This is a genomic window from Flavobacterium olei (assembly GCF_039749035.1).
GTDB lineage: Bacteria > Bacteroidota > Bacteroidia > Flavobacteriales > Flavobacteriaceae > Flavobacterium > Flavobacterium olei.
Genome location: NZ_JBDKWC010000002.1, coordinates 475,373 through 496,932, shown reverse-complemented (window position 1 = coordinate 496,932; position 21,560 = coordinate 475,373). Strand labels below are relative to the sequence as shown.

At 37.1% G+C, this 21,560-nt stretch carries 10 protein-coding genes; all 10 read right to left on the bottom strand.

Going from position 1 to position 21,560, the window contains the following annotated elements:
* Positions 1–20: 20 nt before the first annotated feature.
* The 10 genes from ABEB31_RS06065 to ABEB31_RS06020 all read right to left on the bottom strand — a co-directional run bounded on the left by ABEB31_RS06065 (position 21) and on the right by ABEB31_RS06020 (position 21,548).
* The gene (locus ABEB31_RS06065; protein ID WP_347050456.1) at positions 21–446 is read right to left on the bottom strand and encodes a CBS domain-containing protein; all 426 of its coding nucleotides are present in this window, start codon (positions 444–446) and stop codon (positions 21–23) included.
* Between the two features lie 575 nt (positions 447–1,021).
* Positions 1,022–3,034, bottom strand: coding sequence for an OmpA family protein (locus tag ABEB31_RS06060; protein ID WP_347050455.1), 2,013 nt, complete (start codon positions 3,032–3,034; stop codon positions 1,022–1,024).
* A gap of 8 nt (positions 3,035–3,042) precedes the next feature.
* A complete protein-coding gene (locus tag ABEB31_RS06055; RefSeq protein ID WP_347050454.1) occupies positions 3,043–3,951 on the bottom strand; it encodes a PorP/SprF family type IX secretion system membrane protein in 909 nt (302 codons plus the stop codon).
* Positions 3,952–3,998: 47 nt separating this feature from the next.
* Positions 3,999–13,184: an HYR domain-containing protein gene (locus ABEB31_RS06050; protein WP_347050453.1), complete on the bottom strand. Its 9,186-nt coding sequence runs from the start codon at positions 13,182–13,184 to the stop codon at positions 3,999–4,001.
* Between the two features lie 513 nt (positions 13,185–13,697).
* The gene (gene queG, locus ABEB31_RS06045) at positions 13,698–14,621 is read right to left on the bottom strand and encodes a tRNA epoxyqueuosine(34) reductase QueG (protein ID WP_347050452.1); all 924 of its coding nucleotides are present in this window, start codon (positions 14,619–14,621) and stop codon (positions 13,698–13,700) included.
* Positions 14,618–15,967: a cytochrome P450 gene (locus tag ABEB31_RS06040; protein ID WP_347050451.1), complete on the bottom strand. Its 1,350-nt coding sequence runs from the start codon at positions 15,965–15,967 to the stop codon at positions 14,618–14,620. The genes queG and ABEB31_RS06040 overlap by 4 nt, the downstream gene beginning before the upstream one ends.
* 12 nt (positions 15,968–15,979) lie before the next feature.
* Complete coding sequence (gene ruvB, locus ABEB31_RS06035; RefSeq protein WP_347050450.1) at positions 15,980–17,002, bottom strand: Holliday junction branch migration DNA helicase RuvB; 1,023 nt, start codon at positions 17,000–17,002, stop codon at positions 15,980–15,982.
* 108 nt (positions 17,003–17,110) lie between these two features.
* Positions 17,111–18,913 (bottom strand): cytochrome c oxidase subunit I, encoded by a 1,803-nt coding sequence (locus ABEB31_RS06030; protein WP_347050449.1) that lies wholly within the window; start codon positions 18,911–18,913, stop codon positions 17,111–17,113.
* Positions 18,914–18,943: 30 nt separating this feature from the next.
* Entirely contained in the window at positions 18,944–20,131 is a 1,188-nt protein-coding gene (locus ABEB31_RS06025; RefSeq protein WP_347050448.1) for a cytochrome c oxidase subunit II, read from the bottom strand.
* 19 nt (positions 20,132–20,150) lie between these two features.
* Complete coding sequence (locus tag ABEB31_RS06020) at positions 20,151–21,548, bottom strand: quinol:cytochrome C oxidoreductase (RefSeq protein WP_347050447.1); 1,398 nt, start codon at positions 21,546–21,548, stop codon at positions 20,151–20,153.
* Positions 21,549–21,560: the final 12 nt, after the last annotated feature.

Sequence of the window (21,560 nt, the reverse complement as noted above, 5' to 3'; positions counted from 1 at the left end):
TTATGTTTTTTAGCTCCTGTTTATTGAGAAATATAGGAATTCAGATGCTGAATGGTATCTTTCTGAATTTCTATAATTGCCTTCACTACATCGCTGATCGAAATGATTCCAATCACTGTCCCATCTTCTACAACAGGGAGATGTCGTATTCTTTTTTCGCTCATAAGTTCCATGCAGTCTTCAATATTATTTGAAAGTTTTACTGTAAAAACATTACTTTCCATAATCTCATGAACAAAAGTTTCTTTAGAAGATTTATCCTTTAAAACAATTTTTCGGGCATAATCTCTTTCAGACAATATTCCTTTCAGTTGGTTATTGTCGATAATCAAAATTGCGCCGATATTTTTGTCTCCCATTACTTTTAAGGCTTCATAAACCGTTGTATTGGAAAGAATGGAATACACATTTCTTCCTTTTGCTTTAAGTATTTGATCTACAGTCATAATGAAAAATTTTTAGATCAATAAAGTTAAAACAAAAACCAACACAATCTACAGCGAAATCGATTTTTTAAAAACCCAACTTATTCATTTTAAACAAAATACATCATATTTTGATTTTCTAAAAACATCTGCTAAAAGAAGAAAACTTTTGAAAGCGTTTTTTGCGAAAAAAGTGCTTTTTTAACTTTTGATAAATAGAATTAAAAAATCAAAGCATCTTTACTTTTATAACATTTAAAAATAAGGCTCCAGCAGAGCAAAATATTTATAGCATAAACAACAATATAAAAAAAGCTACAGCGGAGCGACATTTCATCCCGCTGGGGCTTTGGGTATTGGTGGCTTAATATGTTTCTATAAATATTTCGTCCCTCTGAGACTTAAATAAAACCAACAAAAATGCGATTGATGTGAGTTTAATTTTAGAAACTGTTTTGCAAATGATCCCGTTGGATGAACTGGAATTTTTAAGTCAGTTTAATGAAAGGTTTGTTTTAGATGCTGCTCTTATTAAGGAATAAAGAAAAAACCCTTTTCTAAAATTTAGAAAAGGGTTTTCATTGGTTAGTCATTCATTAAATTGAGAGGATAATAAATTCGCTTCGTCTGTTTTTCATGTGTTGTTTTTCTGAACACTTCACTCCGTCAGCACATTTATTAACCAATTGCGTTTCGCCAAAACCTTTTGCCGTTAACCTGTCTGAGTTAATTCCTTTTTGTACCAGCCAGTTTCTTGTTGATTCTGCTCTTTTATCTGAAAGAATCATATTGCTTTCTGCTGAAGAACGACTATCGGTATGAGACCGAATATCCAGCTTCATATTCGGATACTGATTTAAAAGACTGACTACTTTTAATAATTGTGGTTCTGATGTTTTTTTGATTGTCGCTTTTCCTAAATCAAAAAAGTTCATTGGAAGATTTAACAATTTTGTCAGATCTGCACCCACCTTCACAGTACCCAATTTTACCTGATTTATAGCTACTTTTTTAATCTCTATTTTTTTTGCTGCAAGCGGGACAAAGACTTTATTTAAAGAAATCGTTTGTGTGGTTTGTCCTGCATCTTTCAGAATAGTTACCGGAATTTCTTTAGCATTGTAATCGCTTTTTGAAGTTCTGATAGTATATTTTTTTCCACATTTTAAATCCGGAAAAACATAATTTCCTTTTTCATCTGTAACAACTGTTCCTGCTGAATCGAAATTATCATTAAAAATGGTCAATGAGGTATTCGCCAGAACTTCGTTAGATGCTGCATCGGTTACCGTTCCGGACAAGTTTTGTTCGCAAATTAACCTTTTGGTTTCTGTAAATCGATAAACATCATCTAATCCATGGCCCATTTCTCTGTTAGAGGAAAAATATCCATTTCTGTTTTTACTGTCAATACTAAAAGCAAAATCATCCTGTTTACTATTTACCGGTTCCCCCACATTTAATACGTCATCAAAATTTCCGTTTGGTTTTATTCTGGAAACAAAAATATCCAGTCCGCCTAATCCCGGACGACCGTCTGTGGCAAAATAAAGTTCGTTGTCGCCTGAAATAAACGGAAAAGTTTCCCTCCCTTCTGTATTGATTGCAGGACCTAAATTTTGCGGAGTTCCAAAAGTTCCGTCATCATTAATCGAAACTTTAAAAATATCCGACTGCCCTAACGTTCCCGGCATATCTGATGCAAAATACAGAACTTTTTCGTCTACGCTAAGAGCAGGATGTGCCGTACTGTACTGGTCACTATTAAAAGGAAGTTCTTTTTCGTTTTTCCATACATTATCAACCAATTCTGCTTTGTATAATTTTAAAAGCGTAACATCTTTATCGTTATTTCCTCTTCTGCCGTTGGTAAAATTATTTCGGGTAAAATACATTGTGCGTCCGTCTTTGGTAAAAATCGGAGTTGACTCGTTGAATTTGTGTTTCTTTCTCTTTACTAATATTTCCGGTTTTCCTACGCTTCCGTCTGGCATTAAAGTGGCCGCATACAATCTTGAAAAAGAATGATTGGTCCACTGAAAATTGGCTCTTACCACTCCGCCTGTATCGCGTGCAGAAGTAAAAATTATTTTATCATTGTAAACAGTACTTCCGTAATCTGAAGAACCCGAATTGACTCCGGCATCACCAATTTCGAATCGGCCTGAGTTTTCTTTTATGATCTGTAGATAATTTTTATCATTGCGAATTAAATCGGCTCTTTTTTCTAAAACCGCTTTTTGATTGAATTTCTGTAAAATTTCATCCGATTTACGGTAATTACCTGCAGATTTTAAAGATTGTCCGTAACGGTACAGATATTCAGATTCCTGTTCAGGATTTATCTTAAACAATTGTTCGTACCACTTTAGCGCACTGGTAAGTTCTCCGTTAAAATAATAGGAATTGGCCAGACGCTGTACAATTTTTTCGTTGGAACTGTTTTCACCGGCTATTTTTTCGTAGACTTTTATAGCATCCGCGTAAGCGTATTCATCGTATTTTTGATCTGCATATTTGGTATTCACCGTCGTGAATGGACTTTGCGCATTCGCATTTAAAAAAAAGCAGGTCAGTAAAAAAATCAGGATTAAATTTTTAACTTTCATAGGCCTAATTAAAAGAATCTTGGAGAAATCATTTTACTGTAATTATTGAAGAATTCGAATCTTAAGAAAATTTCATGTGATCCTGAATTGTATTTTCTCAGTTGTGTCGTTTCGTGATCGTAGCCATAACCTATATACATTCCTTTGGAAACCTGAAATCCAGCCATTGCACTAACTGAAGCACTCCAGCGATACGCAAGTCCCAGAACGAATTTATCATTAAACATAAAATTACCTGAAACATCTACCTGCAACGGCGCTCCTTCTACCATTTTTGCCATTAAAGCCGGTTTGAATTTTACATATTCGAGACGATCCAGATTAAATACATAACCCGCAATTAAATAATAATTGATTTTGTCTTTGAAAATCGCAGTATCGTCTGAATTATAACGATCTGTCTCGATAAAATTCGGAACAGATAACCCGATATAGGCACGATCTGAGTGATAGTAAATCCCCGCTCCTACATTTGGTGTGATTCTGTTTTTCAGGTTTTGAAACTGCTGATCGTTCTGATCTTCCATACTCAGTTTATTAATACCGAGATTGAAAAGATTTGCTGTTGCTTTTATTCCGAAAGACAATTTCCAATCCGGAGAAGTTGGTATTGTATAAGATAAATCTGCAGATAAAGTGTTTTCTGTCGTTGGTCCGATTTTATCGTTTACTAATGAAACACCAAGTCCAAGATCACTATTGTTTAAAGGGGTATTAACAGAAAACGTGCTTGTTTCCGGCGCACCGTCTAGTCCTACCCATTGCGTACGATACAGTCCAAAAACGCTTAACGCACCTCGTGAACCAGCATAAGCGGGATTAACTTCGATTGTGTTGTACATGTATTGTGTAAACTGTGCATCCTGTTGTGCATTTGCCACAATCGAAAAAAACATAAAAAGTAAATATTTTTTCATTTATTTAGGTTTAAAACGGCTTAGGGTGAACTAAGCCGTAATCCATTTTATTTATTGATGTATAAGTAACCCGATTTCTCGTTTGGATGGTTAGCACTGTCTTTGTATTTCAGGATGTAGAAATAAGTTCCTACCGGCAGACCTTCTGTCTGTTTGATAGTCGAACGTCCGTTTGAATATCCGACAAAAACACGATCTGAATTGTTGTATTGATCTATAGCAAAAACCAAAACTCCCCAACGATTGTAGATTTCAACCGTATTATCCGGATAACATTCGATACCTCTGATATAGAATCTTGCATTCTTATCATCTCCGTTTGGAGAAAATGCATTCATAACTTGTATAGAACACCCGCTTAGATCCAAAACAGTTGGACTGTCTCCGCTGTTACTCATATCATCTGACTGATCTTCTACTTCAACTCCTCTTGCACTTCTTCCTTTTACACTTGCCTGGTTACTTACACTGCCTCTGTTAATATCTTGCTGAGTGATTTTGTACACTGCCGTAAAGTTCGTTTCGTTAGATTCATTTACCGCCAGATTAATTGCCTGTCCTGAAACTATAACTCCCGGCAACGGATCATTTAATGTAATACCAACAAGAGGTACATTTCCTGTATTGGTTACGGTAAACCTGTATGAAATTGTCTCGCCTGCATTTGCAAAACCACTTTTGTTCTCGTCATTGAAAACTGCTGTTTTAATAACAGATATAGAAGGAACTTCAACAAAAACAGTTAATACAGCTGTTGAACAATTTGCAGGATTTGCTTTTTCGCAAACCTGATAATTTAATGTATACGTTGCTCCCGGTGTATTTGGTTTAACATTTACTGTTCCGTCTGTATTCCACTCAAAATAAGTACTTGTTGTTAATGGCTTAATGATAACATTTGCCGGATTAATTGGCTGTCCGTCAATTAGGTCATTATCTAAAACATTCACAAATTCTAAAGAACCGTTAATTCCGTCGACGCTGATATTAGTATCGTTTACTAAATTAAGCTGACCTGCATTTGGAGTAACCGGATCTGCGCTGTTTTGAACTGTAATCTTAACTATCGCCTGACTGCAATTTGATGTATTTGCTGCCTCACAAATTTGATAGGTCAATTGATAAATTCCGCTTGGTGTATTGGCTGCTATGTTGACTGATCCGTCTGAATTCAATACCAGATTTGGATTTGCAACAACTGTTTTCAAAATAACATCTGAAGGATTTGGTTTTACTCCGTTTAAAATATCATTTGCAAAAATATTAAGTGAAGCATCTAGTCCTTTTTTCGAATCTACGGGTCCCGCCACGTCATTATTTGCAATAATTTGAGAAGCTACCGGCGCTGTAACAGTAACACTTACTGTATTTGAACTGCAGTTTCCTGAATTCAATTTCTCGCAGATGGTGTACGTTAGTTCATAATTTCCTGCAGGTGCATTAGCTCCAAGAGTTAAAGTTCCGTCCGCATTTAACACCAAATAACCTTTTGGATCTGCTTTTTCAACAGTCAGTTTTACATCTAAAGGATTTAGTTTCTGACCATCTTTCGTATCATTATCCAAAACATTCACACCTAAACCCTGTGCTTTATTTGAACCTGTTACCGGTGGAACTTCATCTGAATTAGCCACAAGGTTTGCTGCTGTAACCGGGACAATTGATGTAACCGTATCGCAGTTTCCGGAATTATTGTTATCGCAGATCGTATATTTTACCTCGTAATTTCCAGCTGCTGTGTTTGGCGCAACTGTGATTGTGTAATCTGCGTTTAATGTTAATCCTGTCGGAAGTGTTCCCACTAAAGTGAAAGTCACTTCTCCCGCATTGGTGCCGATCACAACCGGACTTCCGTTTAAGGTATCATTTGCAACCAACGAAATTGTATTGTCGCCTATGTTTCCGTTAATTGGAGTGATTGTATCTGCGATGGCGTCGATAACCGGCGCTGTAACGGTAACACTTACTGTATTTGAACTGCAGTTTCCTGAATTCAATTTCTCGCAGATGGTGTACGTAAGCTCATAATTTCCGGCAGGCGCATTAGCTCCAAGAGTTAAAGTTCCATCCGCATTCAATACCAAATAACCTTTTGGATCTTCTTTTTCAACAGTCAGTTTTACATCTGAAGGATTTAGTTTCTGACCCTCTTTCGTATCATTATCCAAAACGTTCACACCTAAATCCTGTGCTTTATTTGAACCTGTAACCGGTTGAACTGCATCTGCATTGGCCACAAGGTTCGCTGCTGTAACCGGAACAATTGATGTAACCGTATCGCAGTTTCCGGAATTATTGTTATCGCAGATCGTGTATTTTACCTCGTAATTTCCAGCTGCTGTGTTCGGCGCAACTGTAATTGAATAATCTGCGTTTAATGTTAATCCTGTCGGAAGTGTTCCCACTAAAGTGAAAGTCACTTCTCCGGCATTTGTACCGATCACAACCGGACTTCCGTTTAAGGTATCATTTGCGACCAACGAAATTGTATTGTCGCCTATATTTCCATTTATTGGAGTGACCGTATCTGCGATGGCGTCGATAACCGGCGCTGTAACGGTAACACTTACTGTATTTGAACTGCAGTTTCCTGAATTCAATTTCTCGCAGATGGTGTACGTTAGTTCATAATTTCCTGCAGGTGCATTAGCTCCAAGAGTTAAAGTTCCATCCGCATTCAATATTAAATAACCTTTTGGATCTGCTTTTTCAACAGTCAGTTTTATATCTGAAGGATTTAGTTTCTGACCATCTTTCGTATCATTATCCAAAACATTCACACCTAAATCCTGTGCTGTATTTGATCCTGTAACCGGTGGAACTGCATCTGCATTGGCCACAAGGTTTGCTGCTGTAACCGGGACAATGGATGTTACCGTATCACAGTTTCCGGAATTGTTGTTATCGCAGATGGTATATTTTACCTCATAATTTGCAGCTGGCGTGTTCGGCGCAACTGTAACTGAATAATCTGCATTTAATGTTAATCCTGTCGGAAGTGTTCCCACTAAGGTGAAAGTCACTTCTCCGGCATTTGTACCGATCACAACCGGACTTCCGTTTAAGGTATCATTTGCAACCAACGAAATTGTATTGTCGCCTACATTTCCATTTATCGGAGTGATCGTATCTGCGATGGCGTCGATAACCGGCGCTGTAACAGTAACACTTACCGTATTTGAACTGCAGTTTCCTGAATTCAATTTCTCGCAAATGGTGTACGTAAGTTCATATTTTCCTGCAGGTGCATTAGCTCCAAGAGTTAAAGTTCCATCCGCATTCAATACCAAATAACCTTTTGGATATGCTTTTTCAACAGTCAGTTTTACATCTGAAGGATTTAGTTTCTGACCATCTTTCGTATCATTATCCAAAACATTCCCACCTAGATCCTGTGCTGTATTTGATCCTGTAACCGATGGAATTGCATCTGCATTGGCCACAAGGTTGGCTGCTGTAACCGGAACAATTGATGTAACCGTATCGCAGTTTGATGGATTGCTTCCAAGTTCGCAGATTGTATATTGTACATTATAATTAGCTGCAGGTGTATTTGGTGCAACTGTTATCGTTCCGTTTGCATTTAATGTTAACCCTGTTGGAAGTGTTCCAATAATAGCAATCGTTACGTTTCCTGGATTTACTCCAATTATAGCATTCTTTCCATTTAAAGTATCGTTATCAATTAATGAAATTGTCGTTGTCCCTCCAATATTTCCATTGATTGGAGAAATATTATCAATTAATGCTTTTATTTCATTTTTTACTTCAACTGTTGCTGTTGCCGTTTTACAGTTCGAAGGGGTTGCTCCGCTTTCACAGATGTTATAAGTAAGTGTGTAAGTTCCCGATGCCGTGTTTGCCTCCAGCGTAAGTTCCCCGTTCGCATCAACACTTAAAGGACCTTCTGTTTTCGGCGTCACAGCTGTATTCGCTGAAGTTACCGCTGTTCCGTTAAGTTTGTCATTCGAAGTTACATTTCCAACATTGACTACTGTTGTTCCCGATACCTGATTGTTGTATGAATCTGTATTGGCTACAAGTCCGTTAATCACTTCAACTGTTGCTGTTGCCGTTTTACAGTTTGAAGGGTTTGCTCCGCTTTCGCAGATTGTGTACTCAATTGTATAAGTTCCCGATGCCGTGTTTGCCTCCAGCGTAAGTTCCCCGTTCGCATCAACACTTAAAGGACCTTCTGTTTTCGGCGTCACAGCTGTATTTGCTGAAGTTACCGCTGTTCCGTTAAGCTTATCGTTCGACGTAACATTTCCAACATTTAATGCTGTTGTTCCCGATGTTTGGTTGGTGTATGAATCTGTATTGGCTACAAGTCCGTTTACCACTTCAACTGTTGCCGTTGCCGTTTTACAGTTTGAAGGGTTTGCTCCGCTTTCGCAGATGTTATAAGTAAGCGTGTAAGTTCCCGATGCCGTGTTTGCTTCTAACATAAGTTCCCCGTTCGCCTCAACACTTAAAGGACCTTCTGTTTTTGGAGTTACTGCTGTATTTGTTGAAGTTACCGCTGTTCCGTTCAGTTTGTCATTCGAAGTTACATTTCCAACATTTACAGCTGTTGTTCCCGATGTTTGGTTGGTGTACGAATCTGTATTGGCTACAAGTCCGTTTACCACTTCAACTGTTGCCGTTGCCGTTTTACAGTTTGAAGGGTTTGCTCCGCTTTCGCAGATTGTGTACTCAATTGTATAAGTTCCCGATGGTGTTTTTGCTGCTAAAGTCAATTCTCCGTCAGCATCCACTTTTAAAGGACCTTCTGTTTTCGATGTCACATCTGTATTTTCTGAAGTTACCGCTGTTCCGTTCAGTTTGTCATTAGACGTAACATTTCCAACATTTAACGTTGCTGTTCCCGATACCTGATTGCTGTATGAATCTGTATTGGCTACAAGTCCGTTTACCACTTCTACTGTTGCCGTTGCCGTTTTACAGTTTGAAGGGTTTGCTCCGCTTTCGCAGATGTTATAAGTAAGCGTGTAAGTTCCCGATGCCGTGTTTGCTTCTAAAGTAAGTTCCCCTTCAGCATTAACACTTAAAGGACCTTCGGTTTTTGGCGTCACAGCTGTATTTACTGAAGTTACCGCTGTTCCGTTAAGTTTGTCATTAGACGTAACATTTCCAACATTTACAGCTGTTGTTCCCGATGTTTGGTTGGTGTATGAATCTGTATTAGCTACAAGTCCGTTTACCACTTCAACTGTTGCCGTTGCCGTTTTACAGTTTGAAGGGTTTGCTCCGCTTTCGCAGATGTTATAAGTAAGCGTGTAAGTTCCCGATGCCGTGTTTGCTTCTAACATAAGTTTCCCGTCAGCATCCACACTTAAAGGACCTTCTGTTTTCGGCGTCACAGCTGTATTTACTGAAGTTACCGCTGTTCCGTTAAGCTTGTCATTAGACGTAACATTTCCAACATTTAATGCTGTTGTTCCCGATGTTTGGTTGGTGTACGAATCTGTATTGGCTACAAGTCCGTTTACCACTTCAACTGTTGCCGTTGCCGTTTTACAGTTTGAAGGGTTTGCTCCGCTTTCGCAGATGTTATAAGTAAGTGTGTAAGTTCCCGACGCCGTGTTTGCCTCCAGCGTAAGTTCCCCTTCAGCATCTACACTTAAAGGACCTTCTGTTTTTGGAGTTAATGCTGTATTTGTTGAAGTTACCGCTGTTCCGTTCAGTTTGTCATTCGAAGTTACATTTCCAACATTTACAGCTGTTGTTCCCGATGTTTGGTTGCTGTATGAATCTGCATTGGCTACAAGTCCGTTTACCACTTCAACTGTTGCCGTTGCTGCACTACAATTATTGGTATTCGCTTTTTCACAAATTTTATAATCGAAAGAATAAGTTCCAGTCGGAGTATTTGCATTTACCGAAACAGCTCCGGTTGTTATGTCAAAAGTTAAAACTGAAGGCAATGTTCCTGAAAGAGAAAGACTGACATCACTTAGAATCACATTGTTACAATTTAGAAAATCATTACCCAAAACATTCGTAATTGCTGTCCCTCCAACTAAACCATTAAATGAAGAAGCAATATCATTTTGTGCTTTAATAGGACCGACCACTTTTACAATTTGATTGCAAGTTTCTGTATTTCCTGCAGCGTCAGTTACTGTCCAGACAACAGTTGTATTTCCCACAGGATAAGAAGCAGGTGCATTATTAATTACAGAAGCAACTGAACAATTATCAGCTGTTACCGGAGTTCCTAAAACTAGACCCGTTGCTGTACAAGAATTTACATCTGATGAAACTGTGATGTTTGCCGGACAGGTAATGGTTGGCTTCTGATTATCAGTAATTGTTACAGTCTGCGTACACGTTTGAGTATTTCCAGAATTATCCTTTGCTGTCCATGTCACAGTGGTAACTCCAATTGGATATGTATGTGGCGCATCGTTAGTTACAGAAGCTATTCCACAGTTATCAGCTGTCACCGGAGTTCCCAAAACCACACCTGTTGCTGTACATGAATTTGCATCTGTTGTTTTCGTGACATTCGCAGGACATGTAATAGTTGGCTTCTGATTATCATTAATTGTTACAGTCTGCGTACACGTTTGAATATTTCCAGAATTATCCTTTGCTGTCCATGTCACAGTGGTAACTCCAATTGGATATGTAGATGGCGCATCGTTAGTTACAGAAGCAATTCCACAATTATCAGCTGTTACGGGAGTTCCCAAAACCACACCTGTTGCTGTACATGAATTGGTATCTGTTGTTTTGGTAACATTCGCAGGACATGTAATAGTGGGCTTCTGATTATCACTAATTGTTACAGTCTGCGTACACGTTTGAGTATTTCCTGAATTATCCTTCACCGTCCACGTTACAGTTGTAACCCCAATTGGATATGCAGATGGCGCATTGTTAGTTACAGAAGCAACTCCACAGTTATCAGCTGTTACCGGAGTTCCCAAAACCACACCTGTTGCTGTACAGGAATTTGCATCTGTGGTTTTCGTGACACTTGCCGGGCAGGTAATGGTAGGTTTTTGAGTATCATTTATAACCGAAACTACATTACTTGTGCTGGAACAAGATTCGCTATTAGTTCCAACTACATAATATCCGGTTCCTGCTCCAATATTTGACCAGCTAAGTCCTGATCCATTCCCGCTTTTTGCTGTCTGAACGGCAACATTCCCTGAATTGTATAATTGATAACTAACTCCAATAACGGAAGTTGTAGATGTAATTGTACCCCCTGCTGAAGGTGTACATATTGTACTTCCTGATAAAGAAAGGGCAATTGGTAATGCTTTTGGAGTTATGGATACACTAGCTGAATTATTTGCTGCATTACTATCAATCACTGAAGCAGAAAAAGCAGCTGTATTATTGTAAATTCCATTTGATTTTACAGTAGCAATAACTTTTAAAGTTGCTGACATAGAGGGATCTAAGTCTCCAATACTCCAAACACCTGAGGTTGAATTATAAATTCCGACAGAAGCCGTTGAACTAACAAAAGTATAACCCGAAGGCAACAAATCATTTACAGAAACACCCGTCGCATTATTAAGTCCTAAATTACTGGCTGTTACTGTAAATTCAATATTAGAATTTACACATGGACTAGCTATATTAACCGTTTTTGTTATTCCTAAATCTGTACACAAGGTTACACTAACTGGTTTTGATTGTGCAACTGAACCGCAGGCTAAAGTTGACGATACAGAGTAAGATCCAGATTTAGCTGCTACATATGAATTTGAGTTAGCTCCCGAAATGGCTACTCCGTTATAAAACCATTGGTACGGAGAAAAATTAGCAGGAGTAGTTAACGTTGCTGAGCTATTCGTACAGCCTCCCGCTGAAATATAATTCATTGTAGGGTCTTCTGGTCGGGCAGCGAAATTAGAGAAAAAACCTGCCATAGAAAATCCTCCACCTTGCTGTACAATAGATACAGTAAGTTTGGCTGTACTGGAAATGGACAAAACATTTGGACTACCTATCTGAGTATCTTCAAAATTAATCAAATACCAACCAGTACTTCCAAGTTGGTGTCTAGCCCCAATGCCGGCAATAGTTTCTATGTTAGCTCCGTTTACCATTACTTGTGACGAGGCATCTTTTAAAAGTATATATCCAAAATAAGGAAGTGAACCTGTACCGTAGTTTCTGAATTTTGCCGTTTCAACAAAATTCGATCCTCCACATTCCGACACTGGTGCAATAGTTGAAACATCCACTTCACAAGATTGTGCTGTGCCAGAGTATACAACTACATTATTTGTTGCTAAAACCCTTGAAGCGGAAAAGTTAGTATTTGAGATCCCGTTAAGAAACGTATAAAAATCCCCTGCGTTTACTAATGTCTTTGTAACAGTTGTGATTAAAGCACCTGTCGCAGAAAATGAATTAATTGTAAGTGTTGTGTTCGGTTTTGTAGCTATTACAGTAGTTTGTTCTGCTGCATCTACCCCTTTTCCTCTTTCGATAAAATATTCAGATCCTAAAACAGCTTCGGGCGGAATTTGATTGTATGCTGCGTCACCACAACCTCCGTTTGGAGTATCAATAGCGGCCGAAGTATTCATTACAATAGGATTAGAAGACTCAACCAATGACCCCATCGGAGCTTTAAACAAATAACTCTCTCCTGCGTTTAACGTTGCGATTACATTACCATTCAATTTAATGGAGGTGCCATTGTTAATTGCCAACATACTGTAGATAGGACGTTGATCGCCATAACCACCAAAGTTTCCTAAAGAACCATCTCGATAATATCCCACTCTAAACCTCACACCAATACCTGCATCACCAAAACTTGTTAAGGCAGCATTCCCTTTAATATCCTTATCTGTTCCGTCACCGCCTAAAGCATCAGACGCAACGTTTCTTAAGTTTATCGAAACTGGCGAAGTAGCGCTTACAATTAAACCGGCTGCATTTAAAACTGTATCTAATGCAAGAGCTGGTGCAGCACTTGGTTTGCCTGCAAATCTATAGATAGCCGGTGCTCCTTTAACACACGTAAGAGTTGTTACATTTGTTCCATCACTTTTAGACACAGTAACCGTAACTGTAGTGGTGGAATTAGTAGCAATTACAATTTCATTAGCTTTACTAAAGTACTGCCAAGGGGCCGGAGCAATATAGTGCTTTGTATAAAATTGTGCCGAGGCTTTATACGCATTTAGTAATAAAAAAACGATCAGTAAAATTAGTCTGAAAAATCCAGACCGGTTAAATGTAAAGTTACGCATAGACAACTTGAGTTTGTGGAACAGTGATATCTAATACTAAAAAACCGATGATAGTTTTTAGCATATAGGTGAAATACGATAAAAATTGGATTGCGGATTTTCTACAGGAAGTAAAAATCTTCAATAGGCTTACGAATAAGCATTGCAGCGTTTGGACCATAGTCATGATAGGTTCAATACACAAATGTGTTTTTTAGTTAAAAGTAATTTTTGGAGCGGCGAAAGTATGTAAAGTGCTAATTACTAACTACATTAGTCGACAAAGTGCAAAGAAACTCGTCAAACGACAGTATTTAACATATATCGAAGCCATTTAATTTAAAGAAATGTTAGGGATTTGATAACAATTAGTCCGAATTTACCTGAAGAATTATTAAAAGAAGCATTTCTTACCTTAAATATTGACGAAATGACAATAAATTGTAAGAAATTAAAATAAGTATTTACTTATACATAAATTACAAGTAGTTAACAATCAAGTGTTTAAAAAATAAAAACTTTAAGTTAATGTAATCATTGCAAAAACTTAATATTACGTTTTAACCCGTCAAATTTTGTTCTCTTGACAGGTGAATTTTTGAAAACAAGTTTGAAGGTTTCTTCAGTAATTTCAAGCCAGTCTTTTTTTGTAAAAGAAAGCAATTCCGGGTTTGGATTAAAGAGAGGTTCTGAATGGGGTTTAGAAAATCGATTCCACGGACAAACATCCTGGCAGGTATCACAGCCAAACATCCATTCGTCGAATTTTCCTTTCATTTCGTAAGGAAGATTTTCTTTTAATTCGATGGTATAATACGAAATGCATTTACTACCATCCACAATATAAGGTGCGACAATTGCCTGTGTAGGACAAGCATCCAGACAGGCTGTGCAGGTGCCACAATGATCTGTAACAGCATGATCGTATTCTAATTCTAAATCTATTATTAATTCTGCTATAAAATAAAATGAACCTACTTTCTGAGTGATTAAATTGCTGTTTTTTCCAATCCATCCCAAACCGCTCTTAGCGGCCCAGGCTTTATCCAGAACTGGCGCAGAATCTACAAAAGCGCGTCCTGACACGTCTCCTATATTTTCCTGAATGGAATGCAAAAATTCTTTTAGTTTATCCTTAATTATAAAGTGGTAATCCTGTCCGTATGCATACTTTGAAATTTTAAAAGTTTCATCGTTTTGAAAAGATTCCGGATAATAATTAAGTAGAAGAGAGACGACGCTTTTGCCGTCATCAACCAATAAAGTCGGATTCAGACGTTTGTCAAAATGGTTCTCCATATAAGCCATTTGACCATTGTGGTTATTTTTTAACCAACTCTCAAGCCTCGGCGCTTCCTGCTCCAAAAAGCCTGCTTTAGAGATACCACAAGATAGAAAACCAAGTCTTTTAGCTTCCTCTTTAATAAATTTCGAATATTTTTCTTTAGAATTAATCATTCTCTTTCAGAAAAAGTAACTTCTATACCGACTGGTTTTAAGGTAATTAAGGGATTAAATCGGGCAGTAGTTTCTGTCGAAGTAATTTTATATTTTTTTACAATGTGAGAAATTGCCAAACACATCTCGTAAATAGCAAAACCAGCTCCAATACACATCCTTGGTCCTGCTCCAAAAGGATAGAAATATTGCATTGACTTTTTTTTCTGTTCTCCTAAAAATCGATCTGGATTAAAATCATCCGGACTTTCCCAATACTTTGGATTGCGATGCAATTCGTAGAACGAAACGCCAATTAAGGTTCCTTTTTTTATATTATAACCACTTAAAACATCATCTTCAACATTTTGACGGTCCGTAATCCACGCGGGAGGATACAAACGCATAGACTCATTTAATACAGCATTGGTGTAAGTCATTTTTTGAAGCTGCTCGACAATGTCGCTAGTTTCTGACTCAATTTTAGTTATTTCATCAAATACTTTTTGCTGAATATCGGGATGGTTCCCTAATAAGTGAACTGTAAAAGTCAGAGCATTGGCTGTAGTTTCGTGCCCGGCTATAAAAAGAATTTTAATTTCATCTATTAATTGCTCTATAGACATTGGCTCGCCGCTGTCTTCATAGCGCGTTTCCAAAAGCATATTAAGCAAATCATTCACTTTACTTTCTGAAGTGATTCTTTGCTCAATAATTTCCCTAATTATCGAATTGTTTTCTTCCGCTAATTGCAGATGCTTTTTTACCTGACCGCTCATAGAAAACCACCATGCTTTATGCGGAAGCCTAATTTCTTTAATGAGAAAATTTTGAACAGCTTCAATAATATATTTAATGCGTTCTAACTTTTTCTCGGCTATCGAAAATTGAAACAATGATTTTGCCACAACATTAAAAGCCAGCTCACTCATTACCGGAAAAAGATCGATTTTTTTATCAGTCTGCAATTCTTTTAATTCTGAAATAATAGTCAATTGCATGTTTTCTACCAGCTGATTCATTTTCTGTTTATGAAAAGCGGGTTGAATCAGTCTTCTTTGTTTTAACCAAAATTCCCCATCAACGGTCAAAAGTCCTTTTCCTAAATATTTAGAAAGGTAAACCGACTGGAATTTAGATTTATGATAATTCTTTTGGTTTTTCTGTAGAATATATTGTGCTACTTCATTATCTCTTGACAAAATAATATAGCGGGATCTTCCGATTTTAATAGAAAACGAATCGCCGAAATCTTCAAAGTATTTTGTATGGTACGGAATTGGATTTCGACGCACCCCTTCCGCATTCAAAAGAAATTTTAAAACTGAAAGCTGAGGTGGATACTTATATTTTTTACTTACAGACATTTCGATTCGAGATTAAAACAACCCTCCCTGAATATTTAAATTTATTTTTCCAAGATGTTTGTATGCCTTGTCTGTAACTTCTCTTCCTCTGGGAGTTCTCATAATAAATCCTTCCTGAATCAAAAATGGTTCATAAACCTCTTCAATAGTTTCACTGCTTTCACTAACCGCTGTTGCCAGGGTTGAAAGTCCAACCGGTCCCCCCTTGAATTTGTTTATAATAGTCAGTAAGATTTTATTATCCATTTCATCAAGACCGTGTGCATCTACATTTAATGCTTTTAGAGCATATCTTGCAATCTCAAGATCTATTGTACCATTTCCCTTTATTTGGGCAAAATCACGAACTCTTCTCAATAAAGCATTTGCAATACGAGGTGTTCCGCGGCTTCTGCCGGCAATCTCAATCGCTGCCGCCAGGTCAATAGGCATTTTTAAAATTGAAGAACTTCTTTCTACGATTGTTGTTAAAAGTTCGGTTGTGTAGTATTGCAAGCGAGATGAAATCCCAAAACGTGCACGCATCGGCGCAGTTAGCAGCCCCGATCTTGTAGTTGCACCAATTAAAGTAAAAGGATTTAAATTAATTTGCACAGTTCTGGCATTCGGACCAGATTCAATCATTATATCGATCTTAAAATCCTCCATTGCCGAATACAAATATTCTTCAACGACAGGGCTTAGACGATGGATTTCATCAATAAATAAAACATCCCGTTCATCTAAGTTGGTTAACAGTCCGGCCAAATCACCTGGTTTATCCAACACAGGACCTGAGGTAATTTTAATTCCCACCTCCAGTTCATTTGCCAGAATATTAGCAAGTGTTGTTTTACCCAATCCCGGAGGTCCATGGAATAATGCATGATCCAGTGCTTCACCGCGCTGATTTGCAGCAGCAACAAAGACTTTCAAATTTTCCAAAACTTGATCTTGCCCCGCAAAATCATCAAACGATAGCGGACGTAATCTTTTCTCAAGATCTAACTCTTCAGAGTTATATCCATTAGTAGTAGGATCTAGATTCTCATTCATACTGCAAAGATATATAAACTAATCAGTATGTAAAACAGTAAAACAGAACGATTAAAACTTTAACTAAACAAAAAAGACTGCCATTTCTGACAGTCTTTCCTATTATTTCTAGTGGTGTAAAACTTCTTCACCTTCTTTCATTGGTACATTTTGAGGAACAAAATCTACATCGTGATTTGGGTTACTATAGTCATACGGCCAACGGTATACGTGAGGAATTTCTCCTGGCCAGTTACCGTGGATATGTTCAACAGGAGTAGTCCACTCCAAAGTTGTAGATCTCCATGGATTCTGAACAGCTTTCTTACCGTAGAATATACTACTAAAGAAGTTGTATAAGAATACTAATTGGAACGCACCTCCCACAAGAGCAAATGTTGTAATTAAAACATTCACATTTTGTAAATCATCAAATAATGGGAAGTTTGTGTTTGTATAATAACGTCTTGGTAAACCAGCTAATCCGATAAAGTGCATTGGGAAGAAAACTCCATAAGCACAAACTGCAGTAATCCAGAAGTGAATATAACCCAGGTTTTTGTTTAACATTCTACCATACATCTTAGGGAACCAGTGGTAAATACCAGCAAACATTCCATAAAGAGCAGAGATACCCATTACTAAGTGAAAGTGTGCAATTACGAAGTATGTATCGTGAACGTTAATATCTAAAGTACTATCTCCTAAGATGATTCCAGTTAAACCTCCAGTAATGAAAGTAGAAACCATTCCGATAGAGAACAACATTGCTGGATTAAATTGTAAGTTACCTTTCCATAAAGTTGTAATCCAGTTAAACGCTTTTACAGCAGATGGAATCGCAATTAATAGAGTTGTAAATGTAAATACAGAACCTAAGAACGGATTCATACCCGAAATAAACATGTGGTGACCCCAAACGATAGTTGATAAAAATGCAATTGCAAGAACTGACATAATCATTGCTCTGTATCCGAAAATTGGTTTACGAGAGTTCGTAGCCATAATTTCAGAAACAAGACCCATTGCCGGTAAGATTACAATATATACCTCAGGGTGACCTAAGAACCAGAATAAGTGTTCAAACAATACTGGAGAACCACCTTGGTAATGTAAAACCTCTCCTGCAATATAAATATCAGACAAGAAGAATGAAGTACCGAAGCTTCTGTCAAAAATTAATAATAATGCAGCTGATAATAATACTGGAAATGAGATAACACCAATAATAGCTGTTACGAAAAATGTCCAGATTGTAAGTGGAAGTCTTGTCATAGACATTCCTTTAGTTCTTAAATTAATAACCGTAACGATGTAATTTAAAGATCCCATCAAAGAAGACGCGATGAAAATAGCCATCGAAACCAACCATAAAGTCATACCCGTTCCAGATCCAGGAATAGCTTGTGGCAAGGCACTTAATGGAGGGTAGATAGTCCAACCTGCGGAAGCCGGTCCAGCTTCAACAAATAACGAACATAACATAATAACAGCAGATAAAAAGAACAACCAGTATGAAATCATATTCATAAATCCGGAAGCCATATCTCTAGCTCCAATCTGAAGAGGAATAAGTAAATTACTAAAAGTTCCACTCAAACCAGCAGTTAGAACAAAGAATACCATGATGGTACCATGAATTGTAACTAATGCCAAATAAATATCATTTGCCATCACACCATCTGGTGCAAATTTATCTCCTAATAAAACATTGAATATCTTGAAAGACTCTTCAGGCCATGCTAACTGCATTCTAAAAAGCAAGGACATTGCAATACCTATAATACCCATAATAATACCGGTAATCAAATATTGCTTAGCAATCATTTTATGGTCTATACTAAAAATATATTTAGTAATAAACGTGTCTTTATGATGATGTTCGTGCTCGTGATCGTGTCCGTGATCGTGATCGTGCGCTTCTGCTGACATATATGTGTACTTTAAATTTTCTTAATAATTTTATTTCATCGCAACTTTAGCTACAGCTGCTTTAACTGTATCAACAACTGTTTTAACAGTATCAATTATTTTAGCAGTAGTGTCTGTTGGTGCAGCTCCTTCAGCTGGCTTTTCAGCAGCCGCAGCCGCTTTAATATCCTGAGCCAAAGTCGTTTTCTCGCTTAACCATTTTTTATAATCTTCAGGAGTATCTACTACAACTTTCATTTGCATATTATAGTGAGAAGCTCCACAGATTTTATTACATAATAACAAATAGTCAAAAGTATAAGGATCTAAAGCTGTTCCGCCTTTTGCAACTAAATCAACACTTTTTTCAGCTCTAAGTTTATTAATGTGTGCTACTTTTTCTTTCATAAAATCCAACTCTCTATATTCAGTAGTTGTATATGTAGGAACAAAAGCAAATTCAGTTACCATACCGGGAACACAGTTCATTTGTGCTCTAAAGTGAGGAAAGTAAGCAGAGTGCAATACATCCTGAGATCGCATTTTGAAGTGCACTTTTTTACCCTTAGGGATATGTAATTCAGAAACTACGATATCATCCTGCGAGTTTTTATCAGACATATCAACACCTAAAGTATTAACACCTTCAATTAAACGAACGTTAGCTTTACCTAAAACATTATCCTGACCTGCATATCTTGCAGTCCATTTAAATTGCTGAGCATATAATTCGATCTCAATTACATCTTCATCTTTATCCACAAACATAATGTTGTTCCATGCGTATAATCCATAAAGAATTAAACATGCCAAAACTACAGATGGAATGATACTCCAGATTGCTTCTAATTTATTACTATCAGCAAAGAATAATGCTTTTCTATCTTTATTACCTCTGTTTTTAAAAGAAAACCAATATAATAATCCTTGTGTAATGAATTGAACAACAAAAATTAAAACCCAGGTAATATTCATTAAGTTATCCACTAAAAGTCCATGCTCAGAAGCAGGAGTATGAAGTGCTAAACTTCCCCATTTTAGTAAACCGTAAATCGTAAATATGTATATAAAAGCTAAGAAGCCGAACATAACATACCCCTGAACATTATTATCATTATCTGATGCAACCTGCGAATCGTCCGAAGATGCTCCCACTTGTGTAAGATCAAATATCTTCGTCAATTGCCATAATGCAATCGCTAATAAAACTAAAACTATAATTACCAACAAACTTGTCATCTGTTTACTTCTTTAAATATTAATAATGAAAATGTTTACTTTCTTCAATGAAAGGATTTCTTTTAGCAAGCAAAGGAGATTTTGTTAATGCTGTAAAGACAACAAATATAAATAACCCTAAGAAGAAAAGAACAGATGCAATTTCAGGAACTCCAATAAACCATCTGTCTCCAACTGTGCCAGGCATAATCATATTAAAGAAATCAATATAGTGACCTAATAATATTACAACACCAGCCATAACAATAACCCAGCTAAGACGTTTGAAATCGGTATTGATTAATATTAATAATGGGAAAACAAAATTCATAACAACCGCTCCAAAGAATGGCAAATTATATAATTGAATTCTTGTTACAAAATAGGTAACCTCTTCAGGAATGTTTGCATACCAGATCAACATAAACTGAGAAAACCATAAGTAAGTCCAGAATACACTAATACCAAACATAAATTTTGCTAAATCATGGATATGACTTGTATTTACAAACTCTAAATATCCTTTAGATTTTAAATATACTGTTACCAAAGCAATAGCAGTGATACCACTTACAAAGAATGAAGCAAATACGTACCATCCAAATAAAGTACTAAACCAATGCGGATCAAATGACATAATCCAGTCCCAAGACATAATAGACTCAGAAACAATGAAGAATACAAGGAATCCTGCAGAAGCTTTAAAGTTCTTTTTGTAGTAAAGATCGTCATTAGCTTCGTCCTGAGCTAAACAATTTTTTCTGGAGATATGACGGTATAAGTTCCATCCTGCTAAAAAGATCGCCGCACGGATGATCCAGAAAGGAAAATTTAAATAACCTGATTTTCCGGCAATGATAGCATCATAATTGGCATGTTTAGGATCTGTAACACCTTCTCCTAACCACACAAAAATATGATTAAAATGTAGTCCACATAATACTAAAATTATAAAGAATATTATAGAACCAGCTGGTAAATAAGCTGTAATTCCCTGCATAACTCTAAATAAAACTGGAGACCAACCTGCCTGAGCAACTTGCTGAATAGCATAAAATGCAAGAACTCCCATTGAAAGCAGTAAAAAGAAAATACAAGCTACATATAATGCAGACCATGGCTTATTTTGCAATTGGTGCAACACATGCTCTAAATGCTTTTCATGCTCATTAGCACCAGCAACTTCTTCATGCTCTGCTACTTTATGCGTATCATGTGAAACTTCGGCAGCTTCATGATGTCCTGCTGCCTCTTTGTGAGATGCCTCCGCTTTTTCTTCATGTGCAGTACCATGAGAACCATGTTCATCTGCAGCTAGTATTTTTTCAACTTCTTGAATATCTTTTGGTGCGCTTAAAAAACCATACCCAATTCCTAATATACCAACGGCCATTAGGATGATAGAAAAAGTTTTTAATTTACTTGAAAATGTATACATATCTATTACGAT